The 24,606-nt window shown below is 71.6% G+C and carries 18 protein-coding genes and 1 pseudogene; 6 read left to right on the top strand and 13 right to left on the bottom strand.

Features of this window, described 5'->3' with window-relative positions; genetic code table 11:
* Positions 1-37 precede the first annotated feature (37 nt).
* The 3 genes from ACFYXF_RS33920 to rpsO all read right to left on the bottom strand — a co-directional run bounded on the left by ACFYXF_RS33920 (position 38) and on the right by rpsO (position 4,247).
* Positions 38-1,417, bottom strand: a complete 1,380-nt coding sequence (locus tag ACFYXF_RS33920; RefSeq protein ID WP_389355471.1) for a M16 family metallopeptidase — start codon at positions 1,415-1,417, stop codon at positions 38-40.
* On the bottom strand, positions 1,414-3,630 hold the full coding sequence (locus ACFYXF_RS33915) for a polyribonucleotide nucleotidyltransferase (protein WP_389355470.1): 2,217 nt from the start codon (positions 3,628-3,630) through the stop codon (positions 1,414-1,416). The genes ACFYXF_RS33920 and ACFYXF_RS33915 overlap by 4 nt, the downstream gene beginning before the upstream one ends.
* 329 nt (positions 3,631-3,959) lie before the next feature.
* The gene (gene rpsO / locus ACFYXF_RS33910; RefSeq protein ID WP_189149835.1) at positions 3,960-4,247 is read right to left on the bottom strand and encodes a 30S ribosomal protein S15; all 288 of its coding nucleotides are present in this window, start codon (positions 4,245-4,247) and stop codon (positions 3,960-3,962) included.
* Between the two features lie 280 nt (positions 4,248-4,527).
* Here rpsO and ACFYXF_RS33905 point away from each other — a divergent pair, with 280 nt between their 5' ends.
* From ACFYXF_RS33905 to ACFYXF_RS33895, 3 genes and pseudogenes are all read left to right on the top strand, one after another.
* Positions 4,528-4,887: a DUF397 domain-containing protein gene (locus ACFYXF_RS33905; protein ID WP_235474469.1), complete on the top strand. Its 360-nt coding sequence runs from the start codon at positions 4,528-4,530 to the stop codon at positions 4,885-4,887.
* A 447-nt stretch (positions 4,888-5,334) separates the two neighbouring features.
* Positions 5,335-5,463, top strand: a pseudogene (locus ACFYXF_RS33900) (SCO5717 family growth-regulating ATPase); the annotation flags it as partial.
* 1,089 nt (positions 5,464-6,552) lie between these two features.
* Positions 6,553-9,516 (top strand): AAA family ATPase, encoded by a 2,964-nt coding sequence (locus ACFYXF_RS33895; protein WP_389355509.1) that lies wholly within the window; start codon positions 6,553-6,555, stop codon positions 9,514-9,516.
* A 68-nt stretch (positions 9,517-9,584) separates the two neighbouring features.
* Here the strand turns inward: ACFYXF_RS33895 and ACFYXF_RS33890 are convergent, their stop codons facing one another.
* From ACFYXF_RS33890 to rimP, 9 genes are all read right to left on the bottom strand, one after another.
* The gene (locus ACFYXF_RS33890) at positions 9,585-10,532 is read right to left on the bottom strand and encodes a bifunctional riboflavin kinase/FAD synthetase (protein WP_369035554.1); all 948 of its coding nucleotides are present in this window, start codon (positions 10,530-10,532) and stop codon (positions 9,585-9,587) included.
* Positions 10,533-10,705: 173 nt separating this feature from the next.
* Entirely contained in the window at positions 10,706-14,500 is a 3,795-nt protein-coding gene (locus tag ACFYXF_RS33885) for a trypsin-like peptidase domain-containing protein (RefSeq protein ID WP_389355467.1), read from the bottom strand.
* 252 nt (positions 14,501-14,752) lie between these two features.
* A complete protein-coding gene (truB, locus tag ACFYXF_RS33880) occupies positions 14,753-15,661 on the bottom strand; it encodes a tRNA pseudouridine(55) synthase TruB (protein WP_389355465.1) in 909 nt (302 codons plus the stop codon).
* Positions 15,658-16,101, bottom strand: coding sequence for a 30S ribosome-binding factor RbfA (gene rbfA / locus ACFYXF_RS33875; protein WP_235474474.1), 444 nt, complete (start codon positions 16,099-16,101; stop codon positions 15,658-15,660). The genes truB and rbfA overlap by 4 nt, the downstream gene beginning before the upstream one ends.
* 88 nt (positions 16,102-16,189) lie before the next feature.
* Positions 16,190-16,483, bottom strand: a complete 294-nt coding sequence (locus tag ACFYXF_RS33870; protein WP_369035550.1) for a DUF503 domain-containing protein — start codon at positions 16,481-16,483, stop codon at positions 16,190-16,192.
* Between the two features lie 392 nt (positions 16,484-16,875).
* Positions 16,876-20,043 carry a translation initiation factor IF-2 gene (gene infB, locus ACFYXF_RS33865; protein WP_389355462.1) on the bottom strand — a complete coding sequence of 1,056 codons (3,168 nt, stop codon included), beginning with the start codon at positions 20,041-20,043 and terminating at the stop codon, positions 16,876-16,878.
* Between the two features lie 149 nt (positions 20,044-20,192).
* The gene (locus ACFYXF_RS33860; RefSeq protein WP_235474477.1) at positions 20,193-20,471 is read right to left on the bottom strand and encodes a YlxR family protein; all 279 of its coding nucleotides are present in this window, start codon (positions 20,469-20,471) and stop codon (positions 20,193-20,195) included.
* 90 nt (positions 20,472-20,561) lie between these two features.
* The gene (gene nusA, locus ACFYXF_RS33855) at positions 20,562-21,593 is read right to left on the bottom strand and encodes a transcription termination factor NusA (protein WP_389355460.1); all 1,032 of its coding nucleotides are present in this window, start codon (positions 21,591-21,593) and stop codon (positions 20,562-20,564) included.
* Positions 21,594-21,595: 2 nt separating this feature from the next.
* Complete coding sequence (rimP, locus tag ACFYXF_RS33850) at positions 21,596-22,117, bottom strand: ribosome maturation factor RimP (protein WP_389355458.1); 522 nt, start codon at positions 22,115-22,117, stop codon at positions 21,596-21,598.
* Positions 22,118-22,343: 226 nt separating this feature from the next.
* On the opposite strand from rimP, the gene ACFYXF_RS33845 reads away from it, so the two are divergent.
* The 3 genes from ACFYXF_RS33845 to ACFYXF_RS33835 are packed head-to-tail and all read left to right on the top strand — an operon-like array spanning position 22,344 to position 24,331.
* The gene (locus ACFYXF_RS33845) at positions 22,344-22,877 is read left to right on the top strand and encodes a hypothetical protein (protein ID WP_389355456.1); all 534 of its coding nucleotides are present in this window, start codon (positions 22,344-22,346) and stop codon (positions 22,875-22,877) included.
* Positions 22,874-23,359: a ferritin-like domain-containing protein gene (locus tag ACFYXF_RS33840; RefSeq protein ID WP_389355454.1), complete on the top strand. Its 486-nt coding sequence runs from the start codon at positions 22,874-22,876 to the stop codon at positions 23,357-23,359. Before ACFYXF_RS33845 ends, ACFYXF_RS33840 begins: the two co-directional genes overlap by 4 nt.
* 45 nt (positions 23,360-23,404) lie before the next feature.
* Positions 23,405-24,331 (top strand): aminoglycoside phosphotransferase family protein, encoded by a 927-nt coding sequence (locus ACFYXF_RS33835; RefSeq protein ID WP_389355451.1) that lies wholly within the window; start codon positions 23,405-23,407, stop codon positions 24,329-24,331.
* A 65-nt stretch (positions 24,332-24,396) separates the two neighbouring features.
* Here the strand turns inward: ACFYXF_RS33835 and ACFYXF_RS33830 are convergent, their stop codons facing one another.
* Positions 24,397-24,606 (bottom strand): ferredoxin, encoded by a 210-nt coding sequence (locus ACFYXF_RS33830; RefSeq protein ID WP_389355449.1) that lies wholly within the window; start codon positions 24,604-24,606, stop codon positions 24,397-24,399.

Genomic DNA, 24,606 nt, shown 5'->3' with positions numbered 1-24,606 from the left:
TACCGGACGGATAGCGGGTGTGGAGCGGATACGGCTGTCAGGCGACGGCCTCGTGCAGGCGCGCCGCCTGCTTGTCCTTGAGCGGGCCGATGACCGCCAGCGACGGGCGCTGCCCCAGGATCTCGCGGGCGACCTCACGGACGGCGTCCGGGGTGACCTCCGCGATCCGGGCCAGCATGTCGTCGACGGACATCTGGTCGCCCCAGCACAGTTCGCTCTTGCCGATACGGTTCATCAGCGCGCCCGTGTCCTCCAGGCCGAGGACCGTCGAACCGCGCAGCTGGCCGATGGCGCGGCCGATCTCCTCGTCGGAGAGGCCGTGCTCGGCGACGTGGTCGAGTTCGTCGCGGCAGATCTTCAGCACGTCGTGAACCTGCGAGGGCCGGCAGCCCGCGTACACGCCGAAGAGGCCGCAGTCGGCGAAGCCGGACGTGTACGAGTACACGCTGTACGCCAGCCCGCGCTTCTCCCGGACCTCCTGGAAGAGGCGGGACGACATTCCGCCGCCCAGGGCCGTGTTCAGCACGCCGAGCGCCCAGCGGCGCTCGTCCGTACGGGCCAGGCCGGGCATGCCGAGGACGACATGGGCCTGCTCGGTCTTGCGCCCGAGCAGTTCGACGCGGCCGGTCGTCCGGAGGGTGCGGCGGCCGTCGCGCGGGGCGATCGGCGTGGCGTCGAGGTGCTTGAGGGCGCCCGCCTTCTCGAAGGCCGCGCGGACCTGGCGTACGACCTTGTTGTGGTCGATGTTGCCGGCCGCCGCCACGACGAGGTGGGTCGGGTCGTAGTGCTTCTTGTAGAAGCGTCGGATGCGGTCCGCGGTGAGGGCGTTGACCGTGTCGACCGTGCCGAGGACCGGGCGGCCGAGGGGGGTGTCGCCGAGCATGGTGTGCGCGAACAGGTCGTGCACGCAGTCGCCCGGGTCGTCCTCCGTCATCGCGATCTCTTCGAGGATGGCGCCGCGCTCGACGTTGACGTCCTCTTCGAGGATCAGGGAGCCCGTGAGCATGTCGCAGACGACGTCGATGGCGAGCGGGAGGTCGGTGTCGAGCACGCGCGCGTAGTAGCACGTGTACTCCTTCGCCGTGAACGCGTTCATCTCGCCGCCGACCGCGTCGATCGCCGAGGAGATGTCCAGCGCCGACCTGCGCGTCGTGCCCTTGAAGAGCAGGTGCTCCAGGTAGTGCGTGGCGCCGTTCAGGGTCGGCGTCTCGTCGCGGGAGCCGACGTGGGCCCAGATGCCGAAGGTCGCGGAGCGGACCGAGGGCAGGGTTTCGGTGACGATGCGCAGGCCGCCCGGGAGGGTGGTCTTGCGGACCGTGCCGATGCCGTTGGTGCCCTTGATCAGGGTTTGGGTACGGGCGACGGCCCGCGCCTCAGAAGAGGTGCGGGCCGTCGCCGTGGAGCTGCTCGACGTCACTGGTCGGTGTCGTCCTTCTTGTCGTCGCTGTCTTCGCCCTCGATGACCGGGATGAGGGACAGCTTGCCGCGGGAGTCGATCTCGGCGATCTCGACCTGGACCTTCTGGCCCACGCCGACGACGTCCTCGACGTTCTCCACGCGCTTGCCGCCGGCGAGCTTGCGGATCTGCGAGATGTGCAGCAGACCGTCCTTGCCCGGGAGCAGCGACACGAACGCACCGAAGGTGGTGGTCTTGACGACCGTACCCAGGTAGCGCTCGCCGACCTCCGGCATGGTCGGGTTGGCGATGCCGTTGATCGTGGCGCGGGCGGCCTCGGCCTGCGAGCCGACCTGGGCACCGATGTAGATGGTGCCGTCGTCCTCGATCGTGATCTCGGCGCCGGTGTCCTCCTGGATCTGGTTGATCATCTTGCCCTTGGGGCCGATGACCTCACCGATCTTGTCCACGGGGATCTTGACGGTGATGATCCGCGGGGCGTTCGGGGACATCTCGTCCGGCGTGTCGATCGCTTCCATCATCACGTCGAGGATGTGGAGGCGGGCGTCACGGGCCTGCTTGAGAGCGGCGGCCAGGACGGAGGCCGGGATGCCGTCCAGCTTGGTGTCCAGCTGGAGGGCGGTCACGAACTCCTTGGTGCCGGCGACCTTGAAGTCCATGTCGCCGAAGGCGTCCTCCGCACCGAGGATGTCGGTGAGGGCGACGTAGTGCGTCTCGCCCTTGATCTCCTGGGAGATCAGGCCCATGGCGATACCGGCGACGGGGGCCTTCAGCGGCACACCGGCGTTCAGCAGCGACATGGTGGAGGCGCAGACCGAGCCCATCGACGTCGAGCCGTTGGAGCCGAGGGCCTCGGACACCTGACGGATCGCGTAGGGGAACTCCTCGCGCGTCGGGAGGACCGGCACGATCGCGCGCTCGGCGAGCGCGCCGTGGCCGATCTCGCGGCGCTTCGGGGAGCCGACGCGGCCGGTCTCGCCGACGGAGTACGGCGGGAAGTTGTAGTTGTGCATGTAGCGCTTGCGGGTCACCGGGGAGAGGGTGTCCAGCTGCTGCTCCATGCGGAGCATGTTGAGGGTGGTGACGCCCAGGATCTGGGTCTCGCCACGCTCGAACAGCGCCGAGCCGTGCACGCGCGGGATGGCCTCGACCTCGGCGGCGAGCGTACGGATGTCCGTGACGCCACGGCCGTCGATGCGGACCTTGTCCTTGATGACGCGCTCACGGACCAGGGACTTGGTCAGCGAGCGGTAGGCCGCGCTGATCTCCTTCTCGCGGCCCTCGAACTGCGGGAGCAGCTTCTCGGCGGCGAGACCCTTGACGCGGTCCAGCTCGGCCTCGCGGTCCTGCTTGCCCGCGATGGTGAGCGCCTGGGACAGCTCGTCCTTGACGGCGGCCGTGAGGGCCTCCAGGACGTCGTCCTGGTAGTCGAGGAAGACCGGGAACTCACCGGTGGGCTTGGCGGCCTTGGCGGCGAGGTCGGCCTGGGCCTTGACGAGGACCTTGATGAAGGGCTTCGCGGCGTCCAGACCGGCGGCGACGACCTCCTCGGTCGGCGCCTCGGCGCCGCCCGCGACCAACGTGATGGTCTTCTCGGTGGCCTCGGCCTCGACCATCATGATCGCGACGTCGCCGTCCTCCAGGACGCGACCGGCGACGACCATGTCGAAGACGGCGTCCTCGAGCTCGGTGTGCGTCGGGAACGCGACCCACTGGCCGTTGATCAGCGCGACGCGGACGCCGCCGATCGGGCCGGAGAAGGGCAGACCGGCCAGCTGCGTGGACGCGGAGGCGGCGTTGATCGCCACGACGTCGTACAGGTGGTCGGGGTTGAGCGCCATGATCGTCGCGACGACCTGGATCTCGTTGCGCAGGCCCTTCTTGAAGGACGGGCGCAGCGGGCGGTCGATCAGGCGGCAGGTGAGGATCGCGTCCTCGGAGGGCCGGCCCTCACGACGGAAGAAGGAACCGGGGATCTTCCCGGCCGCGTACTGGCGCTCCTCGACGTCCACCGTGAGGGGGAAGAAGTCGAGCTGGTCCTTGGGGTTCTTGGAGGCGGTGGTGGCCGACAGCACCATGGTGTCGTCGTCCAGATACGCCACGGCGGAGCCGGCGGCCTGCCTGGCCAGCCTGCCCGTCTCGAAGCGGATGGTGCGGGTGCCGAAGGAACCGTTGTCAATGACGGCCTCGGCGTAGTGGGTCTCGTTCTCCACTAGCGTTTTCTCCGATACTTTTTCGTCTTTTGTCCCGTCCTGCCCGTGTGGCAGAGGGACGTGGGGTCGGAGAAGCGCGCCTTCTGAGTGCGGGCCGGTCTTCGATCGAAGCACCCGGGTGTCGCAGTTCCCGGGGGCCACTACCGAGGACCGGCGGCGGCGAGGTGCACTTCTCCTCGTATGTGTCCTGCGTTGCGTCCTGCGTTTGTGTCCTGCGTATTGCGTTGTGCTACCACACTACAAAGAGGCAGTGACACTCCGCACGTTTCCGCACGTACGGCAAAGGGAGCGGCCCCCTAGAAGTGGGAACCGCTCCCTCTCACAGCGTCTTACTTGGCGCCCGCCGCACCGCGGCGGATGCCGAGGCGGTCGACCAGCGCACGGAAGCGCTGGATGTCCTTCTTGGCCAGGTACTGGAGAAGGCGGCGACGCTGACCGACGAGGATCAGCAGACCACGACGGGAGTGGTGGTCGTGCTTGTGCGTCTTGAGGTGCTCGGTCAGGTCCGAGATACGGCGCGAGAGCATCGCGACCTGGACCTCGGGGGAGCCGGTGTCGCCCTCCTTGGTACCGAACTCGGAAATGAGCTGCTTCTTCACTGCGGCGTCGAGCGACACGCGTACTCCTCGTAGTCTTTGTAGTAGCCACCGAGTGCCCCTGGTCCACTTCTCAGGGGAGCTTCCGTAACTCGGGAGGCCGGGAATCCGCTGGGCGCGGCCTCCGGGGTGAGTGACTCCGGGGGTGCGTACACAAACGGCCGTCGCCCAGGATACCAGCAGGCAGCGGCCGTCTTCACCGCGGTGTGCAAACAGTCCGGACGGCTCGGGCTCGGCCACTAGGGTGAGAACACAGATCGTAGTTGTCGTATTACGTACGTCGGGAAGGGGTCGCTTCGCCATGGCGGAGGCACAGGGCGCACAGGACACCACGGCCGCGCAGGACGAGGACGTCAAGGCGCGCAAGGAGCGGGAGCGGGACGAGCTGTACTCCCTCGACATCTCGGGCGTCGAGTGGCACAGCGCGCCCGGCACCGAGGAGCACGAGGAGCGGGTCGAGATCGCCTATCTCCCCGAGGGCGCGGTGGCCATGCGGTCGTCCCTGGACCATGACACCGTCCTCCGTTACACGGAGGCGGAGTGGACGGCGTTCGTGCTCGGGGCGCGCGACGGGGAGTTCGATCTGGAGCCGACGGAGCAGAACGGCGGGCTCGCGGCGGGTGCCGGTGCGGGTACGGATTCCGGCGGGGACGTGGAGTAGTCCGCCGCCCGGAAGAGGGGCGGGGCCGGCGCAGCGCGTCGGCCCCGCCCCTCTTTTTCGTGCGCTTTTCGGCGAAGTGCGTTGTCAGAGGGGCCGCCTACTATGCATGTGAGGTTGTGGCGGGTGTGGGGCGGATGTCGTTCCGGTCGTGTCAACTCTGTTGCCGGAGAAGGCGGTTCGGGCACGGACGGGATCGGTTCCGGTCAGGCTGTGACGTAATGGACGGTCACTGAGGGGTGGACGGGCCTGCCGGGGCGGGGGCCGTGGTGATTAGGCTGGGTCGGGAGTACCGGGGGAAGAGCCAAGCAGATCGGACGACCTCCGCCGCCCGCTGCCGGACGACGTGGACACAACCCACTGAAGAACCGGCTTCGGACGACATGAATACAGACGAGAAATGGTCGCCCCAGCACGGCAAGCGGGTGCTCGACCACATCAGGAGGAACTGTGAACAGCGATCGGGACGGGATCCGCGGGGGCTGGGCCACACCCGGCGATGACCAGTCCGACGCGGAGTCCGCCAGCGAGATGACGGGCGAGTTCACCATCGATTACGCGACGCCTGCCTGGTACACGCAGAACGCGTCGGGAGGGTCGGGGGCATCGGAGGACGACACGGATGCCGAGGCGGGCCCCGAGTCGGACGACGACTCGGACACGGGTGCGGACGCCGATGCGGCTGCGGACGCTCGTTCGGGTGCCAGTGTCGACGATGCGGTTCCCGGCCCCGCGAGTCCTGTGGGTGTGCCTCGGTTGCCGGTGAGCGGTGGGTTTCCGCCGGCGGCGCCGCAGTCGGGGGCCGCGGGCGTTCCCGCGAGCCCTACGGCTGTCCCCAGCTTTCCCGTGGGCGGGTTCCACGCCCAGTGGACCCCTCCGGTGCCTGCGACTCCTCCGGCTCAGGCCGCTCCTCCGGCCGGTGCGCGGCGGGGCTTCGCGGAGCCGCCGGTGGTCTCGGCTGCCGGCGGCGGTGAGTCCGGCGACGACTCCGTCGATGCGGCCTTCGAGGCCGAGGCTGTCGCCGCTGAGGTGAGTGTCCCGGAGCCTCTGGATGACGCCGACGCGGTGGATGTCGGGGGTGAGGGTGACGAGGGCGCGGATGCCGACGAGGTGAGCGGTGTCGTGCCCGAGGATCAGGACGTCGAACCTGCGGACCCGGAGATCGACGCCCAGGACGTCGAGTCCGAGGAACCCGCGGCAACGGACGTTGTCGCCCCGGAGCTTGTGGACGCCGAACCGGTGGCTGCCGAGGTCGTCGAGGTCGAGCCCGAGGACAGCGAACCCGTCGCTGCCGCCGAGTCCGAGGACGCCGCGTCGGCGCCGGATGCGGTCGCCGACGTACGCGACTCCGCGCCGATCGCTCCCGTGCGGGACTCGGTGCCCAGCGCGCCGCTCAACCTGCCTCCGCTGCCGGCGGGTGCGCCCGGAACCGTTCCGCCCGCCTGGGCTCCCCCGGCGACAGGTCAGGGCGGCGGACTGCCGCCGCTGCCTCCGTCGTACCAGCCGGCCGCTCCCGTGACGGCCGGACAGTGGCCCGCGCAGCCGCAACCCCAGCCGCCGAAGCAGCCTGAAGTGGCGCCCGTCCAGCCGCAGGCCGCGTCGGCCGCACCGGCACCGGGTCAGCCTCAGCCTCCCGCTGTGCCGGGCCAGCAGCCGCCTGCGCCATCGATGCAGCCCCCGTTCCAGCCGCAGGGCGCGCCCCCCGCCGCCTGGAACGCTCCCGCGCCCCCGCAGGCTGGGTACGGCTTCCCGCCGCCCAACCCGGCGGCGGTCGTCCCTGATGTGCCGGCCCCGGCACCGGCACCGGGTGCGTCGCCCGCTGGTTACGGATTTCCCCCGCAGGCGACTCCGGCCGCGCCCACGGGTCCCAACGCCCAGGGCGGGTACGGCTTCCCGCCCCCGCCTCCGAACACTCAGGCCGGCTACGACCTCCCGCAGCCGGACGGCCCCACGCCTACCCCGGCGAACCCGAACGCTCCGGGCGGATACGGCTTCCCGCCTCCCGGCGCCCAGCCCCCTGCCCCGGCACCGAACGCCCAAGGTGACGACAACGTCTCGCAGCCGAGCGGGCTCGCGCCAACCCCGGCAGGGCCCAACGCCCACGGCGGGTATGGCTTCCCGCCTCCCGGCGCCCAGCCCCCTGCCCCGGCACCGAACGCCCAGGGCGACGACAACATCCCACAGCCAGGCGGACCCACGCCGACCCCGGCAAGCCCCAACGCCCACGCCGGATACGGCTTCCCGCCCCCCAGCGCCCAGCCCCCTGCCCCGGCACCGAACGCCCAAGGTGACGACAACATCCCACAGCCAGGCGGACCCACGCCGACCCCGGCAAGCCCCAACGCCCACGCCGGATACGGCTTCCCGCCCCCCAGCGCCCAGCTTCAGCCCCCGACCCAGGCCCCGAACGCCCAGGGCGGCTACGGCTTCCCCCAGCCCGGCGCTCAGCCTCCGGTTCCGAACGCCCAAGGCGGATACGACCTCCCGCAGCCGGGCGCACCCGTGTCTACCCCGGCAGGCCCCAACGCCCAAGGCGGATACGGATTCCCGCCCCCCGGCGCCCAGCCCCCGGCACCCGGCACCCCTGCCCCGGCGCAGGACGGCCCGCCCTCCGGGTACGGATTCCCGCCCCCAGCAACACCGCCCACGGCTCCCACCCCTCAGGGTGGCTACGGCTTCCCCCAGCCCGGCGCGCCCGCCCCGGGTCCGGCCCCTGCTGGCCCCAACCCCCAAGGTGGGTACGGCTTCCCGCCCCCCGGCGGTCAGCCTCCGACCCCGGCCGCGCCCGCGCCCGGCCCGCAGGGCATCGACGGCGCCCCCCAGGCCGGCGGTCAGCCCACGGCTCCGGGCACCCCGGGTGGCTCCACTCCCCCTGCTCCGGTCCCCGTCGGCGAGCCGGCACCGGTGCCCCCTGCCCCCAACCCCCAGGACGGGTACGGCTTCCCGCCCCCCGGCGCCCAGCCTCCGGCCCCGGCCGCGCCCAGCCCGCAGGGCACCGACGGCACCCCCCAGGACGGGTACGGCTTCCCGCCTCCCGCCGGTTCCCCCGTGCCTCAGCCTCCGGGCCCGCAGCCCGGTGCGCCTGCCGGTCCCGGGGGTCCCGCCGGGGCGCCCGGTGGGTACGGGTTCCCCTTCCCGCAGGGGCCCGCGCAGCAGGTGCCGCCGCAGCCCCACGTACCGCAGCAGGCCGACGCGCCGCACCCGCACGCCGGGCCTCAGACACCCCCGCATGCACCTGGTGCCGTTCCCCCGTCGCCTCCGCAGCCGGCGTACGGTCAGCCCGGGGTGCAGCCGCCCGTGGATCCGCGTACCGGGGCCGCCTGGCCGCAACCCATGCAGCACGACCAGCGGCAGATGACCAACCCCGGTGCCGCGCCGCTCGGTTACACCGCGGCCGTCGAGCTGTCCTCCGACCGGCTGCTCAACAACAAGAAGCAGAAGGCGAAGAGCGGCCGGCCCGCCGCCGCGCCCTCCCGGTTCAAGATCGGTGGCAAGAAGGAGGAGGCCGAGCGGCAGCGGAAGCTGGAGCTGATCCGTACGCCTGTGCTGTCCTGCTATCGCATCGCCGTCATCAGCCTCAAGGGCGGGGTCGGCAAGACCACGACCACCACCGCGCTCGGCTCCACCCTCGCCACCGAGCGGCAGGACAAGATCCTCGCCATCGACGCCAACCCGGACGCCGGCACGCTCGGCCGCCGTGTGCGGCGCGAGACCGGGGCCACCATCCGTGACCTCGTCCAGGCGATCCCGTACCTCAACTCGTACATGGACATCCGGCGGTTCACCTCCCAGGCGCCGTCCGGGCTGGAGATCATCGCCAACGACGTCGACCCGGCCGTCTCGACGACTTTCAACGACGAGGACTACCGGCGCGCGATCGACGTACTGGGCAGGCAGTACCCGATCATCCTGACCGACTCCGGTACCGGTCTGCTCTACAGCGCCATGCGGGGCGTACTCGACCTCGCCGATCAGCTGATCATCATCTCGACGCCGTCCGTGGACGGTGCCAGCAGCGCCAGTACGACACTGGACTGGCTGTCCGCGCACGGGTACGCGGACCTCGTCTCGCGGTCCCTCACCGTCATCTCGGGTGTGCGCGAGACCGGCAAGATGATCAAGGTGGAGGACATCGTCTCCCACTTCGAGACGCGCTGCCGGGGCGTCATCACCGTGCCCTTCGACGAGCATCTCGCCGCCGGTGCCGAGGTCGACCTCGACATGATGCGGCCCAAGGTCCGCGAGGCGTACTTCAACCTCGCCGCCCTGATCGCCGAGGACTTCGTACGGCACCAGCAGATGCACGGGCTCTGGACCTCGGACGGCAATCCGCCCCCGGTCGCGGCCCCGCCACTGCCGGGACACCAGCAGCAACAGATGCAGCAGGGTCCGGGGCAGCCGTACCCGGCGGCTCCGCCCGTCCCGGGGCAGGGTCAGCAGGTTCCGCCGCCGCACGGTCAGCCGGGGCAGTACCCGCCGCCGCCTCAGCCCGGTCAGCCGTACCCGCCGCAGCAGCCTCAGCAGCCGTACGGCTATCCGCCGCAGCCGGGGCAGCCCTACCAGCCGCCTCAGCAGCAGGCCCAGCCACAGCCCCAGCCGCCCGGTTATCCGCAGCCTCCGCAGCAGCAGTAGGCGGTGGCAAGCGGAAAGGGCGGCCGATGCCCCTCAGGCATCGGCCGCCCTTTCCGCTGTACGCGTCGCTACTCCGCCGCCGCGATCAGCTCGCGGCACTTCTTCACGTCCTCGGCCATCTGTACGAGCAGCGCGTCCAGCGAGTCGAACTTGGCCTGGCCGCGCACGAACGCCAGGAAGTCGACGGCGACGTGCAAGCCGTACAGATCGAGGCCGACGCGGTCGATGGCGTACGCCTCCACCGTTCGTTCCGTGCCGTCGAACTGCGGGTTCGTGCCGACGGAGATCGCGGCCGGCATCACCTCGCCGTCCGCGTGCAGCCAGCCCGCGTAGACACCGTCGGCCGGGATCGCGGTGTGGGGCAGCGTCTCCACGTTGGCGGTGGGGAAGCCGAGTTCGCGGCCGCGCTGGGCGCCCCGGACGACGACGCCCTCGACGCGGTGCGGGCGGCCCAGGATCTCGCGCGCGCCCCCGACATCACCCTCGCCGACCAGACGACGCGTCAGCGTGGACGAGAACGGCTCGCCGCCGCCCGCCTCGCCCGACACATACAGGTCGACGACCTCGACCTCGAAGTCGTACGTCCGGCCGAGTTCGGTCAGGAACTTCACGTTGCCGGCCGCCTTGTGGCCGAAACGGAAGTTCGGGCCCTCGACGACCGCCCGTGCGTGCAGCTTGTCGACGAGGACCTTGACCACGAAGTCGGCCGGGGAGAGCTTCGAGAACTCCTTGGTGAAGGGGAGGATCAGGACCGCGTCGACACCCAGCTCGGCCATCAGTTCGGCACGGCGGTGGTGCGGGGCCAGCAGCGGCGGATGGCTGCCGGGGCGCACGACCTCGCTGGGGTGCGGGTCGAAGGTGACGACGACCGAGGGAACGCCCAGCTCACGGGCGCGCTCCACGGCATGCCGGATGATCAGCTGGTGTCCGCGGTGGACCCCGTCGTAGGAACCGATGGTGACGACGCCGCGTCCCCAGTCCTCGGGGATGTCCTCCAAGCCACGCCAGCGCTGCACTGTGACCGCTCCTCGTCGAACCCGTGTCCGTGTCTGCCTCTTACGCAGGCCTTCTTACGCAGGTCTAAGGGTGCCATGCCGGACGCGCCCGGCTCGCATCGGCATGGAGGCTGTGACAGGGCGCACGTGACACGACCGGTCCCCGACCGCCGATCGCGGTTCGAAAGCGTGCGCTATGCGGGGACCCGTACCCCCGCCAGGTTCTCGATCATGCGGCGCGTACTGGGGCCGACCACGGCGGCCCACTCCCCCGGGGTGTCGGTCAGCCAGCCCGCCACCAGCGCCGCGAACCCGGGCACCCGCCTGCTCAGCTCGACCAGACAGCAGTCGAACCGCGTCGCGCCGTCGGGAGTGCGTACGAGAAGCAGACCACAGCGGTGTACGAGGCCCCGCGTGCGTTCCTCACCATGGCGGGCCGTGGCTTCCACAGTGGCGCGGAGCAGCGCGTCCAGGACGGTGGGGTCGTGCTCGCGGGCCAGGAGGGCTTCCAGGAGTTCGTGGCGGAGGGGCTGGGAGATGGGGCTCCCGGGCGCGGCGAGTACGGTCGCGAGGGCGGCGCGCACCGGTGCCGGGCCGTCGTCGAGGAGGCCGGTGACCAGCGGAAGGAGTACGGGCCTGACGGTCGGTCCCTGGTCGAGGCGACGGTCGACGTACTCGGCCATGTGCCCGGCGGTCTCCGGCCGCCGCTCCACGGCCTGCCGTACGAGCACGGCGACCCGACGGGCCAGGGCCGGGGTCGTGATGTCGGCGAGGGTGCGCAGCGTGTCGCCCGGTTCCGGACCGAGCAACCTGGTCCGGAACGCGTCGAGAACCGGCTCCGGGTGGGTCGTGAGGGCGGGGACCAGGGCGCTCGGCGGGAGGTGCGGGTCGCCGGCCGTGAAGTGCCGCAGGGCTTGCGGGAGATGCTGGGTGCGGGTACGCGGATCACGGACGAGCAGCGCGAGCGCGCCGCCGTGCAGTGTGCAGTCGCCCGGGCGGGCGAGCAGTGCGAGGGCCGCGTAGCGCAGGAGGTCGAGGTCGGCGTCGGTGCGCACCTGGGGTGCGACGCGCGTTCCGTACGCCACCGCCGCGACCCGCCGGGCCGGCCGCTCGTCGTGCGCCCACCGGTCCACGGCCCGGCAGACGGCGGACGGCTCCTCCTCGGCGAGCACGGCGAGGAGTTCGTCCCCGCGCCGGTGCGCACTGTCGACGAGTACCTCGGTCAGCTCGTCCAGAGCCCGGTGGCGGTGGGTGTGGAGCAGCGCCTGGGCGGCGGTCGCCACGGTCGCGTCCGGCGTCGCGGGCAGCGGACGGTCGTCGTCGAACCAGCGGGCGAGGAGCGGTTGTACGGCGGTGGGGTCGGCGGCGAGCAGCTGCGCCACGGCGTCCAGGTAGCGGGGCTGGTCGGACTGGCCCGGCGGGTCGTCGCCGACGACGAGCCGGCGCAGGAGGTCGACGCGGCCGGCTTCGGGGAGGCGGAGGGCGGTCCAGAAGGACGGGCCCAGTTCCGGGGGCACCGCCTGGTTCCGCCGGCGGCGGGCCACGATGCGGTCGGCGAGGAGGCGCAGGACGTGGGTGTACGGGGTCGCGTCGGGGACGTGGCGGAGTACGTCGGTGAGGAGGTGGGTCGCCCACCATGTGGAGGTCGCGATGGCGGTCGTGGTGGGTGTCTCGGGGGTTGGGGTTGTGGAGGCGGTCGACGGCTGAGGTTGCGGGGCGATGGCCTCCGTCAACTCCCTCAGGCGCAGGGCCAGTTCGGGGGCTCCGTGCTGGCGGGCGAGGAGCAGCAGCGACTGGACCACCGGGCCGATGCGGTGGTGCGGTACTGGGACCAGGGCCGCGTTCTTGTCGTTCTCCGGGCGGCGGCGGTGGACCAGGGCGTGCAGTGCCTCGTCCAGGTCCAGGTGTGTGCCCTGGATCCAGTCGGCCAGTTCCTCGTGGGCGAAGCGGTAGCCGGTGCCGGCCGGGACCAGGAGGCCCTCGGTGAGGACCGCGGAGGCCCAGCCTGTGCCGCCGCCCAGTCGGGCCGGTGCGGGGCCCCAGGGGAACACGGACTCGAAGGAGGCGCGGTCCAGCTCGCCCTGGCCGGGGCCCAGGCTGCGGCGGGCTGCCTCGTGGATCTGGCCGGAGACCTTGGCTGCGAGGCGGCGTACGGGGGTGCCGCGGAGGCCGTTCTCTGCGGCCAGGCGGACTGCGATGCGGAGGCACATCAGGTCCAGGTAGGCGGTGAAGACGTCGTGGCGGTCGAGGCGGGGGGTGGGGGTGTCGGGGTGGGTGGGGAGGGCGGCTCGGACCTCTGAGAGGAGGCGGAGGGTGAGGGGGTGGCGGGCGTCCTGGGGGGTGAGGGCGGAAGGGGGGATGGCGTAGCGGGCGTGGGCTTGGTGGGCTTCGGATTCGGTGAGGTCGGTGAGGTGGAGGTGGTGGCGTGGGGATTCTTCGCCCCCGCCGCCCCTACCCGTCCCATCCCTGGGGGCTGCCGCCCCCAGACCCCCGCTGTCGGCCTGAACGGCCTCGTCCTCAAACGCCGGACGGGCTGGAATGGCCGGGCCAGCCTTGTCCTCGAACGCCGGACGGGCTGGAATGCCCAGGCCGGCCTCTTCCGCGAACGCCGGACGGGCTGAAATGCCCGGGCCGCCCCCTGTCTGCTCCCAGTACTCCGGGCGGCAGGCCATCACCAGGCGGGCGTGTGATTCTCGGAGCCATTTCTCCGTTGAGCTTGTCCATTCCTGTGCTCGGTGGGCCAGGAGTGGGGGCATTTCCTCCGGGCCGTCCAGGAGGAGAAGCAGGGGGCGGGCTGTTTCGTGGGACAGGTGGGACAGGCGTTCCGGGGTGATGTCGCCCAGGTCTGTGCCGTGCTCGCCCGACGCGGTCACGATCCGGGCCGCTCGGTCCAGTGCTCGGCGGGCCGCGTCCGCCACCGAGGTGTCCTCGGCGCGCAGGTCGGCGCCGCGCAGCCACAGGGTGGGGGCCGGTTCCGGGTCGCGGTGGCGGCGGGCGGCGAGGGCCGCGAGTTCCGTCGTACGGCCGCTGCCGGGGGCGCCGACCAGGCCGAGGACGACGGACGGGCTCTCGCGCGCGGCGGTGAACGCCTTCAACTCCCTTGCCAGTTCCGCCCGTTCGACCGGCTCGACCGCGCCCGCGTCCAGGCCGGCCGAGGTTCGGCCCACGAAGCCCGCCAGTGCGCCCGGCGGTCCGTCCGAGCCCACCGAGGTCGCCGTCAGTTCCAGGACGCCCGCGAGGTTGAGGTCGGCGCCGAACGCGGGGACCGTCGCCGCGTTGCGGGCCAGGAGTTCGGAGAGTGGGTCGGGGGCGTCCGCGATCCGTCGGGTGTGGAGTGGGAGCGCGAAGCCTGGCGCGCGGTGGCCCGCCGGTTCCGGTGACGTTCCCGTGGGCTGCGGCAGCAGGGCCGTGCCCAGTACTCCCACCACCGCTCCCGTCGTACGGTCGAGCACCGGGCCGCCCGCCGCGCCGCCGCCCAGGCGGAGCGCGTCGCTGCCCGCCGTGCCGATCGCCAACTCCAGGGCGTCGGGGAGGAGATGGAAGCGGTCCGTGGCCGTATAGGTGACGTCGGTCGTGCCGAGCACGCGCGCCTCGCGCCAGCCGCCCGCCGCGATCCGCACGTACGTGCCAGTCGCCACCCGGTCCCGGACCGAGACGGGGAGCGGGTCCGCGCCCAGGCCCTCGGTGTGCACGAGGGCCAGGCCCAAGGTCGGGAGAAGGGTCACCGCGTCTGCCGCCGACACCACACACGTACGGTCTGCGGGGCCGTGCAGGACCAGCCGGGGCAGTCCGTCGACGGCCTCGTGGCTGGTGATCAGCGTGCCGTGGTGGTCGGCCACGAAGCCCGTACCCCGTGGGCGACCGGCCAGGTCGCACACCCGCACCAGCGACTCGTCGGCAGCCTCGACCGCTGTTTCGTCTTCGCGCGTCTCGGGCGCACCGGCCGACGACCGACGGCCGCCCCCGGCGCGCGGGCCCCGTCCCGCCATCGTCGACCTCCCCGCCGTACACGCGTGCCTGCGTACGCACGCGTCTGCTTTCGACGGTAGGCAGTTGGTGATCAGCAGGACAGAGCGTGCGACGAACGCGCCCCCTTCCGCCCCCTCGGTTCACTCCGAGCGCCTGCCCGGACGGGTGAATGAATCGCGAGGGATGGATACACCCTTGGGTGGGGGAACCGAGGGGGAACCGTGGAGCGGCGGGAACGTGTCCCCGTGATCGCCGCTCCACGGCGCGGAACGTCAGACGAAGACCGCGAGGCTCTTCGCCTTGCCCTTCTCCTCCTCCACCAGGGCGAGGAACTGCCCTGCGGGGTCGAAGACGGCCACGGCGCCGACGCCCGTGTACTCCTCGGGCATCTCCAGCCGTACGCCGTTCGTCAGCAGCCGGGCCCGCTTCTCGTCCACGTTCCAGCGCGGGAACGCGGCGGTGGCCGCGTCGGCGATCGGCATCACCGTCAGTTCCTGCTGCAACTGGTCGAGCGTGCGGGCCGCGTCCAGCTTGTACGGGCCGACGCGCGTCCGGCGCAGCGCGGTGAGGTGGCCGCCGACGCCCAGGTCGGCGCCCAGGTCGCGGGCCAGCGCGCGGATGTACGTTCCGGACGAGCACACCACCGACACGACCAGGTCGAGTACGGGGGTGCCGTCGGCCGCGACGGCTTCCCTGACGTCGTACACCGCGAAGGACGAGACGGTGACCGGGCGGGCCGGGATCTCGAACTCCTCGCCCTCGCGGGCCCGCTTGTACGAGCGCACGCCGTTGATCTTGATGGCGCTGACCTTGGACGGCACCTGCATGATGCGGCCGGTCAGCTTGGCGACGCCGGCGTCGACGGCCTCGCGGGTGATCCCGGAGGCGTCGGTGGAGGAGGTGATGTCCCCCTCGGCGTCGTCGGTGAGCGTGTTCTGTCCTAGGCGGACGGTGCCGAGGTACTCCTTCTCGGTCAGCGCGAGGTGGCCGAGGAGCTTGGTCGCGCGCTCGACCCCGAGGACGAGCACGCCCGTGGCCATGGGGTCGAGGGTGCCGGCGTGTCCGACGCGGCGGGTCCTGGCGATCCCGCGCATCTTGGCGACCACGTCGTGCGAGGTGAAGCCCGACGGCTTGTCGACGATGACAAGCCCGTCGGGCGTCCTGGTGTTCTGCTGCGTCATTCGGCGGTGTCGTCCTCGTCGTCCGGCTTCTTGTACGGGTCCGCGTCACCGGCGAACGCGGCGCCCGCGGACGCCTGGCGCACCTGGGCGTCGGAGGCCCGGGCCTTGTCGAGGAGGTCCTCGATCTTCTTGGAGGTGTCCGGGAGGGCGTCGGCGACGAAGGCCAGGGTCGGCGTGAACTTCACGCCCGCGGCCTGGCCGACGGCGGAGCGCAGGACGCCCTTGGCGCTCTCCAGGCCGGCGGCAGCGGCCGCCCGCTCCTCGTCGTCCCCGTACACCGTGTAGAAGACGGTCGCCTCCCGGAGGTCCCCGGTGACCCGGGTGTCCGTGATGGTGACGTGGGTGCCGAGGCGCGGGTCCTTGATCCCGCGCTGGAGCTTCTGGGCCACCACCTCTCGGATGAGGTCAGCCAACCTCTTCGCCCGCGCGTTGTCGGCCACTGGTCCGTCTCCCGTTCTTTTCTGTTCCGCGTTCCGCGTTCTGCGTTCTTGCAGGTCGTTCAGGTCGTTCAGGTCGTTCGTTTGTTCGCTAGTCGTCGTCGCCGTGGAGCCGTCGTCGTACGGACAGCAGTTCCACCTCGGGACGGCCGGCGACCAGTCGCTCGCACTGGTCCAGCACATCGGTGATGTGTGCCGTGTCGCCGGCCACCACCGCGAGGCCGATGCCTGCTCTGCGGTGCAGGTCCAGGTGTTCGACCTCGGCCGCGCTCACCGCGTACTTGCGCTGGAGTTCGGCGACGATCGGGCGGACGACGGAGCGCTTCTCCTTCAGCGAGCGTACGTCGCCGAGCAGGAGGTCGAAGGACAGAGTCCCCACGTACATGTGTGTATCCGGATGACCCGCCGGTGCGGGATCGATGGCCCCGCCGGCTGTATGGGCGGGGACATCAAGAACGGTACAGCGTACGGGGCGGTGGCTCGACGGGATTGTTCTTCGCCCCCGCCGCCCCTACCCGTCCCATCCCTGGGGGCTGCGCCCCCAGACCCCCGCTGTCGCGCTGAACGCGCTCGTCCTCAAACGCCGGACGGGCTGGTATGTCACCCTGCCCGGCATTCAAGGACAAGGCGCGCACCTCCAGCCCGTCCGGCGATTGAGGACAAGGCCCGTTCAGGGCCGGAGCGGGGGTCCGGGGGCGGCAGCCCCCAGCAGACGCCCAGCTGGCCGGCGGGGACTTCTCCCTGCCGGCCAGCCGGACTGCACGTACTACCTACCGCTTAGCCGCGCGGCTTCTCCCGCATCTCGTACGTCGCGATGACGTCGTCGACCTTGATGTCGTTGAAGTTGCCGAGGTTGATACCACCCTCGAACCCTTCGCGGATCTCGGTGACGTCGTCCTTGAAGCGACGCAGACCGGAGATGGTGAGGCTCTCCGCGATGACCTTGCCATCGCGCAGCAACCGCGCCTTGGTGTTGCGCTTGACCTCGCCGGAGCGGACCAGCACACCGGCGATGTTGCCCAGCTTGGACGAGCGGAAGACCTCGCGGATCTCCGCCGTACCCAGCTCGACCTCTTCGTACTCCGGCTTGAGCATGCCCTTGAGGGCCGCCTCGATCTCCTCGATGGCCTGGTAGATCACCGAGTAGTAGCGGACGTCGACGCCCTCGCGCTCCGCCATCTGCGCCGCGCGGCCCGCAGCGCGGACGTTGAAGCCGATGACGATCGCGTCGGAGCCGGTCGCCAGGTCGATGTCCGACTCGGTGACCGCACCCACACCGCGGTGCAGGACGCGGATGTCGACCTCTTCGCCGACGTCGAGCTGGAGCAGCGAGGACTCGAGAGCCTCCACCGAACCGGACGCGTCGCCCTTGATGATGAGGTTGAGTTCCTGCACCAGACCGGCCTTGAGCGCCTCGTCCAGGTTCTCCAGGGAGAAGCGGACTCCACGCCGGGCGAAGTTGGCGTTGCGCTCGCGCGCCGCCCGCTTCTCGGCGATCTGACGCGCCGTACGGTCCTCGTCGACGACCAGGAAGTTGTCGCCTGCGCCCGGGACGTTGGTGAGACCCAGGACCAGGACGGGAGTCGACGGAGTCGCTTCCTCGACGTTGTTGCCGTTGTCGTCGAGCATCGCCCGGACGCGGCCGTACGCGTCGCCGACCACCATCGTGTCGCCGATGCGCAGCGTGCCGCGCTGGACCAGGACCGTCGAGACGGCACCGCGGCCACGGTCGAGGTGGGACTCGATCGCAATACCCTGCGCGTCCTGCTCCGGGTTGGCCCGCAGGTCGAGCGAGGCGTCCGCGGTGAGGACCACGGCCTCCAGGAGAGCCTCGATGTTGAGGCCCTGCTTGGCGGAGATGTCGACGAACATCGTGTCGCCGCCGTACTCCTCGGCCACCAGACCGAACTCGGTCAGCTGACCACGGACCTTGGTCGGGTCCGCGCCCTCGACGTCGATCTTGTTGACCGCGACCACGATCGGCACGTCGGCCGCCTTGGCGTGGTTCAGCGCCTCGATCGTCTGGGGCATCACACCGTCGTTGGCCGCCACCACGAGGATCGCGATGTCGGTCGACTTGGCACCACGGGCACGCATGGCGGTGAACGCCTCGTGACCCGGGGTGTCGATGAAGGTGATCTTGCGCTCTTCGTCGTTGACCTGAGTCGTGACCTGGTACGCACCGATGTGCTGCGTGATACCGCCGGCCTCGCCCGCGACGACGTTCGTCTTGCGGATGGTGTCGAGGAGGCGGGTCTTGCCGTGGTCGACGTGACCCATGACGGTCACGACCGGCGGACGCGCGACGAGGAACTCCTCGCCACCCTCGTCCTCACCGAACTCGATGTCGAAGGACTCGAGCAGCTCGCGGTCCTCCTCCTCCGGGCTGACGATCTCCAGGACGAAGTTCATCTCGTCCGCGAGGAGCTTCAGCGTCTCGTCGGAGACGGACTGCGTGGCGGTGACCATCTCGCCGAGGTTCATCATCACGCCGACGAGCGACGCCGGGTTGGCGCCGATCTTCTCGGCGAAGTCGGTGAGCGAGGCACCACGCGACAGGCGGACGGACTGTCCGTTGCCGCGCGGCAGCATCACGCCGCCGACCGACGGGGCCTGCATGGCCTCGTACTCCTGGCGCCTCTGCCGCTTCGACTTGCGACCACGACGCGCGGGACCACCGGGACGACCGAAGGCGCCCTGCGTGCCACCACGGCCACCCGGACCACCGGGACGACCACCGAAGCCGGGACGACCGCCGCCACCGCCACCGGGACCACCGGGACGGCCGGCGAAACCGCCGCCACCGCCACCGCCGGGACCGGCCGGACGACCGGCGAAGCCGCCACCGCCGCCACCGGGACGACCGGCGAACCCGCCGCCACCGCCACCGGGACGACCGCCGCCACCGCCACCGGGACCACCGGGACGACCGCCACCCGCACCGGGACCGCGGCCACCAGGGCCACCGCCGGGACGCGGGCTGCCGGCAGCGGGACGCTGCGGCATCATGCCGGGGTTGGGACGGTTGCCGCCGGGGCCGCCGCCGGGACGCGGAGCGCCACCGGGACCACCCTGCGGACGAGGCATGCCGCCCGGACTCGGACGCCCGCCGCCCGCACCCTGCGGACGGGGAGCACCCTGGCCGCCGCCCGCACCCTGCGGACGCGGACCACCGGCACCGGGAGCGCCACCGGGGCCACCCTGGCCACCGGGACGCGGAGCGCCCTGCGGACGGGGCGACTGGGGACGCGCCATGCCGGTGGAGCCACCGGACGTGAAGGGGTTGTTGCCCGGACGCGGACCGGACGGACGGGCACCGCCGGGACGCGGGGCGCCCTGGCCACCCGGACGCGGGGCGCCCGGACGCTCACCACGGCCCTGGCCACGGTCCTGACCGCGGTCCTGGCCCTGCCCACGGTCCTGACCGGGACCCGAGGGACGGGCACCGGGACGCGGGGCGCCGGGACGGGCACCGGTGGTGGGACGCGGCGCCTGGGCGGCGGCCGGCGTGACCGGTGCCGACGGCGGAGCGGTGAACTCCGGCGTGGTGGGTGCCGCGGGGGCCGGCTTCGGCGCGGGCTTGGGGCCCGGCGTCGGACGTGAACCCTGCGGGGCCGGGGTCACCGGGGTGACCGGCGCACTCGGCGCGGCGGGCGCCGCGGGGCGCTCGGCCACGGCGGGCTTGGGAGCCGGCGGCCGCGGGGCAGCCGGACGGGCCGACTGCGCCGGGGAGGGCGCGCCGGGCTTGGGAGCCGCCTTGCGGGGGGCGCCGGGCTTGGCGCTGCTCCCGCCCTGGAAGGCATCTGTCAACTTGCGTACTACGGGCGCCTCGATCGTCGAGGATGCCGATCGGACGAATTCACCGAGTTCCTGGAGCTTGGCCATGACGGCCTTGCTCTCAACCCCGAACTCCTTGGCGAGTTCGTATACCCGGACCTTAGCCACTTCGCTCCTTTTAGGTCCGGGTTGCGGCCGGACCGTCGCTACTTCATGGGCGTACTCATCGCGTGCTCATCGAGTGCTCATCGCAATCTCGACCTACTTCCAACTCGCGGGGGGTACCAGAGCCGCACGGGGGTTCCGTGCGACGCGTCTTACGGTGTTGCCTGCTCGACGTACCGGCGCAACGCCGCCGTGTCGAGCGCTCCCGGGGCACGCAGTGCCCGTGGGAACGCCCGGCGGCGAACCGCCAGGTCGAGACAGACCAGGGCGGGGTGCACATACGCACCCCGGCCGGGCAGCGTACCGCGATGATCGGGGGCGCATTCACCCTCGATCGCCACGATGCGCAGCAGATCCTTCTTGGCCGCTCGCTCCCGACACCCCACACAGGTGCGTTCAGGGCATACGCGGGCACGCGTCCGGCCAGACACTCCTAAGTCTACCTCCCCGTACGGACCTCACTCATTCGAGATAAGGATCGAACGGTTGTTGTCGTGATCTCAGCCACCTGCGGCTTGGATCTATTCCCCCGCAGGACGACCCTGGCCCCGTGGCTGCTCGGCGGGCCGATCGGACGGCTGCTCGGTGTCCGGGCGGATGTCGATGCGCCAGCCGGTCAGCCGGGCTGCGAGGCGGGCGTTCTGGCCCTCCTTGCCGATCGCCAGCGACAGCTGGTAGTCGGGGACCGTCACGCGCGCGGAGCGGGCCGCGAGGTCGACGACCTCGACCTTGGTGACCCGGGCCGGGGACAGCGCGTTCGCCACCATGTCGGCCGGGTCGTCCGACCAGTCGACGATGTCGATCTTCTCGCCGTTCAGCTCGGCCATGACATTGCGCACCCGGCCCCCCATGGGGCCGATGCAGGCCCCCTTGGCGTTCAGACCGCTGCGCGTCGACCGGACGGCGATCTTCGTACGGTGGCCGGCCTCGCGCGCGATGGCCGAGATCTCCACCGAACCGTCGGCGATCTCGGGCACCTCCAGCGCGAAGAGCTTCTTCACCAGGTTGGGGTGCGTGCGCGAGAGGGTGACGGACGGACCGCGCACGCCCTTCGCCACTCGTACGACGTACGACCGCAGCCGCAGCCCGTGCGTGTAGGTCTCGCCGGGGACCTGCTCCTGCACCGGCAGGATGGCCTCCAGCTTGCCGATGTCCACGAGCACGTTCTTCGGGTCGCGGCCCTGCTGGACGACACCGGTGACGATGTCGCCCTCGCGGCCCGCGTACTCGCCGAGCGTCGCGTCGTCCTCGGCGTCGCGCAGGCGCTGCAGGATGACCTGCTTGGCGGTGGTGGCGGCGATCCGGCCGAAGTCCGACGGGGTGTCGTCGAACTCGCGTGCCTCCTGCCCCTCCTCCAGCTCCTGGGGGTCCTCCTTCGCCCACACGGTCACATGACCGGTCTCCCGGTCGAGCTTCACGCGCGCGTGGCGGCGGCTTCCCTCGGTGCGGTGGTAGGCGATGAGGAGGGCCGACTCGATCGCCTCGACCAGCAGGTCGAAGGAGATCTCCTTCTCCCGCACCAAGCCCCGCAGGGCACTCATGTCGATGTCCACGGCTACGCCTCCTCTTCTTCCGTCATGTCCTGCTTGTCTTTGGTGTCCTTGCGGTTGAACTCGACCTGGACGCGGGCCTTGTCGACGTCGCCGAAGGCGAGCCGGCGGGCGGTGGCCTTGCGGCCCTTCACGCCCGGCACTTCGAGGTCCATGCCCTCGTCGTCCACGGTCAGGATCCGGGCGACCACTTCGCCGCCGCCCTCGGTGAGCTGGAACCGCACCAGCCGCTCGACGGCGCGTACGTAGTGCCGGTGCTCGGTGAGTTCGCGCTCGGCGCCGGGGGTGCCGACCTCCAGGGTGTACTCCCCCGCGCCCATCGCGTCCGTCTCGTCGAGCTTCGCCGAGAGCGCGCGGCTCACATCGGCGATCGCGTCCAGATCGGCACCGTCGTCGGAATCGACGACGACCCGCAGCACTCTCTTGCGCCCGACGGACTCCACTGCGATCTCTTCGAGATCGAGACCCTGCGAGCTGACGAGCGGCTCCAGGAGCTCTCGAAGCCTCTCGCTCTGGGTGGTGCTCATCCGGGTGACTCCTCGGCCGCGTGTGCTGTTGTGGGTAGGTCGCGTGTCAGGTCAAAGGGTATCCGGTCCCGGGGGGTGTTGCCGTCCACCGGAACGCCCCCGGTGGCCCGGCTGCGCCGGTGGCGGGTGCCGGGCCGGGGCGCGGGTACGGTGATCACGGGCGTGCCGCCCTTCTCGTTGTTTTCCGTGGTCTCCCGTTCGTACGAGCCCTCCGAGGACGTCTGTCGTGCCGTTCCCCCCGCCCTCGCACACCCCGCCGGGAGTCCCCGCGGGTCCGCGCAGAAGAACCCTGCTCGCCTCGGCCGCGGGCGCAGCCCTCCTCGTGGGCTGCACCTCCGAGTCCGACTCGACGGCCACGAGTTCCGGCAGCCCGTCGGTGGCCGAGCGCACGCGCGCGCGTGCGGCGAGCGACAGCACCGGGCTCGCACAGCAGTACGACACGGCGATCGCCGCGTTCCCGGTGCTTGCGGACCGCCTGTCGGAGCTACGGGCGGAGGCCGTACGGCACGCGGAGGCCTTCGGGGGCGCAGAGCCGACGCCGGCATCGACACCGACCTCCGCCTCGCCTACGGCTTCGGCATCTGCGGCGCCGCCGACCGAGCAGGACGCCCTCGCCGGGCTCGCCGCCGCCGAGCGGATCCTCGTGGACCGGCGTACGAAGGCGCTCCTCGAAGTGCCGGGCGAGCTGGCGCGGCTGCTGGCCTCGGTGGCCGCCGCCGGGGCCGCGCATGTGTATCTGCTGACGGAGGGCGCGAAGTGAGCGGGGCGAAGTCGAACGAGGCCGAGAAGGACACCGCCGAGCTGACCGCGCTCCAGGCCGCCCTGGGCGCCGAACACGCGGCGGTGTACGGGTACGGGGTCGTCGGCGGGCTGATCGGCGAGGCCCGCCGGAGCGAGGCGCGGGCCGCGTACGACGCCCATCGGGCCCGGCGCGACGAACTGGCGCGCGCGGTGCGGGCCCTCGGGGGCACGCCGGTGGCGGCGGCCGCCGGGTACGCGCTGCCGTTCCCGGTGACCGACTCGGACGCCGCCGTCCGGCTCGCGGCCGAGCTGGAGGAGCGGGTCGCCGGGGTGTACTCCGACCTGGTCCGGGCAGCTGAGGGCGAGCGGCGCCGGACGGGGGCCGAGGGGCTGCGGGAGGCCGCGGTGCGGGCGGTGCGGTGGCGGGGCGGGAGCGTACCCTTCCCTGGGCTCGCCGAGCGGGCGAGCACTGTGTCGGCGTCGGCGACGCCCCCGGCGTAGGCCGGATCGCACACCCGCGTACGGACGGAAGGAAACGACTCGCGTATGGCATTCGCACCGCCGCCCCGTCTGGTGAGGGCGCTCGGCGAGACGGCACCGGACGGTGACGAGTGGCTGGCGCGGGTGCCTGCGGCGGCTCAACAGGCCGTGGATCTACGCGTGTTGACCGTGGAGCGGGTACAGGTTCCGGGTGGTCGGAGCAGTCTGGTGGTGCTGGTGCGGCGGGCGGACGGCACGCCCGCCGTTCTGAAGCTCGCGCCTCGCCGGGCCCGGCCGGAGAGTGAGCGGGCCGCGTTGGCGCACTGGGGTGGGGTGGGGGCGGTTCAGTTGCTGGAGCCGGCCGCCGGCTCCTCCGGCTCCCCCGGCTTCGCCGAGGAGGGCGTGCTGTTGCTGGAGCGGTTGCATCCGGATGTGTCGGTGCGGTCGCTGCCCGAGGCGAAGGCGTTGCTGGAGGCTGCGGGGACGTTGCGGCGGCTGTGGGTCGAGCCGCCTGTTGGCTCCGACGTCGTCTTCGAGACGGTGGCCTCGCGGACCGGGCGGCAGGCGGAGGCGATGGCGGCGAGCGCCGGTGCGGAGGTGGCGCCGCTGGTCTCGGCGGCGCTTGCCGCCCGGGAGGAGTTGTTGGTCGCGCCGGCCGAGGTTCGGTTGCTGCACGGGACGTTTCGGCAGAGCAAGGTGTTGGCCGGTGAGCGGATGCCGTGGCTGGCGGTGGGGCCGGATCCGGTGGTCGGGGAGTGTGCGTTCGATCTGGCTCGGTTGGTTCGGGATCGGGTGGAGGATCTGATCGCTTCGTCTTCGGGGGCGGCGATTACTCGGCGGCGGGTGAAGAGGCTTGCTGAGTCGTTGGATGTGGATCAGGAGCGGTTGCGGGGGTGGACGTTGTTTCGGGCTGTGGAGTCTGGGGTTCGGGCGCTTCGGGTGGGGCGGCCCAGGGATGCGGAGTTGTTGCTGGAGTTCGCGGGGTGGCTTTGAGGGTTGAGGGTTTGCTGCGGGCCGGTGGGGGCTTGTCGCGCAGTTCCCCGCGCCCCTGAGGTGGGTCACCTTGCCGTTAGTTTGAGGGCTAGGACTGGGCAGTCCGCTGCTGCTCTGCGGGCTCGTTTTGCTGTGCGGGTCGGGATCGGGGCGCCGTCTATGAGTGGGTAGCCCCACTCGTCCAAGGTGATGTGTTCCGGGAGTAGTTCGGCGCAGAGGCCGTGGGCCTGGCACGCCGTCCAGTCGATGTCGATCGTCGTCGTCTCGTGGGTCAT

Source organism: Streptomyces sp. NPDC002680, from assembly GCF_042889145.1.
Taxonomy (GTDB): Bacteria; Actinomycetota; Actinomycetes; order Streptomycetales; family Streptomycetaceae; genus Streptomyces; species Streptomyces adonidis.
Note: the sequence above shows the minus strand (reverse complement) of the source record. Positions and strands in the feature narration are given on the sequence as shown.

Coding starts and splice junctions, on each gene's coding strand:
- ACFYXF_RS33905 (WP_235474469.1), top strand. CDS start 4,528: ATGGCGGAGGCACAGGGCGCACAGGACACCACGGCCGCGCAGGACGAG.
- ACFYXF_RS33895 (WP_389355509.1), top strand. CDS start 6,553: ATGCAGCCCCCGTTCCAGCCGCAGGGCGCGCCCCCCGCCGCCTGGAAC.
- ACFYXF_RS33885 (WP_389355467.1), bottom strand. CDS start 14,500: ATGGCGGGACGGGGCCCGCGCGCCGGGGGCGGCCGTCGGTCGTCGGCC.
- truB (WP_389355465.1), bottom strand. CDS start 15,661: ATGACGCAGCAGAACACCAGGACGCCCGACGGGCTTGTCATCGTCGAC.
- ACFYXF_RS33870 (WP_369035550.1), bottom strand. CDS start 16,483: ATGTACGTGGGGACTCTGTCCTTCGACCTCCTGCTCGGCGACGTACGC.
- rimP (WP_389355458.1), bottom strand. CDS start 22,117: ATGAGCACCACCCAGAGCGAGAGGCTTCGAGAGCTCCTGGAGCCGCTC.
- ACFYXF_RS33835 (WP_389355451.1), top strand. CDS start 23,405: ATGGCATTCGCACCGCCGCCCCGTCTGGTGAGGGCGCTCGGCGAGACG.
- ACFYXF_RS33830 (WP_389355449.1), bottom strand. CDS start 24,606: ATGACCCACGAGACGACGACGATCGACATCGACTGGACGGCGTGCCAG.